This is a genomic window from Yersinia sp. 1252 StPb PI (genome assembly GCF_048593885.1).
Taxonomy (GTDB): Bacteria; Pseudomonadota; Gammaproteobacteria; order Enterobacterales; family Enterobacteriaceae; genus Yersinia; species Yersinia enterocolitica_E.
The window spans coordinates 1-2,126 of sequence record NZ_JAZGQE010000321.1; the positions used below are offsets into that span (position 1 = coordinate 1).

Genomic DNA, 2,126 nt, shown 5'->3' on the forward strand with positions numbered 1-2,126 from the left:
CTTCACTGCTATTATATTTAACACGGTTACCGAACATGGCTGAGTTAAGGATTGGTCATCATTTTGATTATTATCATTTTTTAGGGAGCGATTAATTTGCATGCCACGATGGAACGTTGTAATTATGTTTATTTATTAAAGCGAAGTGATATTTTTAAAAAATGATACTCAGCCCTCTGGCGACGTTAAACGCGGCAGTATTATGGCTACTGGGCATATTATATTATGCTGAAAATAAAGGATTACATCTGAGATGTCAGGCCAATAGCCTTAAGTCATGACGGGTCATATCTTATCTGACATTAGCGGAGAATATCTTGCGACACTCTCCGCTAATTTTAATGCGAACATTACTGGATGCCGTTCTTAAACACCTCGCCAAAGCCTACCGAAGTAGGGCGTTGGAGTATCAGTGCTGGCACTATTTCAGCGTTATGTCATCTAACAACCTATCTCATTTTACTGGGCGGTAAATTCGAACAGCCGCTGTTAGGCGCAGGGTTCGATGCGCCAATTCTTCTGCCGCCCCGGCATACTGTTCAACCATGGCCGCATTCTGGTGTGTCATTTGATCTAACTGACCGATCGATTGGTTAATTTGACCAAGTGCCTGTGTCTGTTCATGGGTTGAGGTGCTGATTTCACTGATTAGGGTAGAAACTTGACCCGCTTGTTTGACGATATTATCCATGGTGGCCCCGGCATTTTGCACTAAGGCGCTACCGTCACGGACCCGCTCCACACTGGTTTCAATTAATTGTTTTATTTCTTTGGCCGCGGTTGAGGAGCGCTGAGCCAGATGGCGTACCTCGCTGGCAACTACCGCAAACCCTCGACCTTGTTCCCCAGCACGTGCCGCTTCAACCGCCGCATTGAGCGCCAGAATGTTGGTCTGAAAGGCGATTCCTTCAATGACACTGATAATATCTACAATACGATGACTGGAGGCATTAATCGTGCCCATAGTTTCAATGACTTGATGCATCAACTCGCTGCCTTGTTCTGCGGCATGGCTGCTCATCGCGGCCAACGATGTGGTTTCATTGGCACTATTAGCACTGTGCTGTACTGTGGCCACTAATTGTTCTGTGGCGCTGACGATATGCTGCAAGTTAGCGGTAGCCTGTTCAGTTCTGACTTTTAACTCACGATTCCCCGCGGCAATTTCACTGCTGGCAGTGTTAATACCATCAACCTGGCCGCTAACGTCATCCGTCAGAGAACGGAGATTCAGCCCTAATTGATTGACACTCCGCATCAAGTAACCAATTTCATCAACGCGATTTAGCTGTACGTAATCACCAGCTTGCCCAGAAGAGACATCTTGCGCTTGTTGCAAAATTGCGGCGATAGGGCGGGCAACCTGACGTTCTAACCACCAGGAGGTCACCACGCTGCTGGCAACGCTAACTGCGGCCAAAACGAATAATGGCAAACCGGTTATCCCAATCACTCCGGCGGCCACAGTAGGGAGTAAAGCCGCCCCCAATAATGCCCCGCGCAAGCGCCAGCGCAATGGTAATTTTTGGAACAACGACAATAAAGACACCCAACCGGTACGAACAACTAACCCTCGATATAGTGCTATGTGGCGCTGCCTGGCCTTACCCGAATTAAAATCGGCATACAGTGCTTCCGCTTGTTTAACTTCTTCGCGAGTGGGTGCAATGCGTACCGAAATATAACCGGTCAGACGGCCATCATGACGTAATGGCGTAGCATTAGCGCGTACCCAATAGTAGTCACCATTTTTACGGCGATTCTTAACCAGTGATGACCAAGATAAGCCAGCATTCAGGGTTTGCCACATGTCAGCAAATGCCGCGGGTGGCATATCTGGGTGCCGAACAACATTGTGCGGTTGACTCAGTAAGTCCTGATATTCAAAACCACTGGCGCGAACAAAGGCGGCATTGGCATAGGCGATATTGCCGTGAATATCGGTGGTGGATTGCAAGGTGGTATCGCGATCAATGGGATACTCCTGCCGACTGACAGGCTTGTTCACTCTCATAATAACCTCAGTAAATGGGGGAGTTCCCTGATAACAGGTGAATACAATAACTACTGACGGTAATCGGCCTCATAAGATAAAACTTTATACTTTTATTAATTAAATTATAAAT

The 2,126-nt window shown here is 47.2% G+C and carries 1 protein-coding gene and 1 pseudogene; one reads left to right on the plus strand and one right to left on the minus strand.

The features are described 5' to 3' along the window. Positions 1 to 161: 161 nt before the first annotated feature. Positions 162 to 410, plus strand: a pseudogene (locus tag V2A85_RS23145) (IS4/IS5 family transposase); the annotation flags it as partial. A 44-nt stretch (positions 411 to 454) separates the two neighbouring features. On the opposite strand, the gene V2A85_RS23150 reads toward V2A85_RS23145, so the two are convergent. After that, a complete protein-coding gene (locus V2A85_RS23150) occupies positions 455 to 2,014 on the minus strand; it encodes a methyl-accepting chemotaxis protein (protein ID WP_420072494.1) in 1,560 nt (519 codons plus the stop codon). Between the last annotated feature and the right edge of the window lie 112 nt (positions 2,015 to 2,126).

What these genes read in the sequence shown, in the direction of transcription:
- V2A85_RS23150 (WP_420072494.1), bottom strand. Translation starts at nt 2,014, where the DNA reads ATGAGAGTGAACAAGCCTGTCAGTCGGCAGGAGTATCCCATTGATCGC.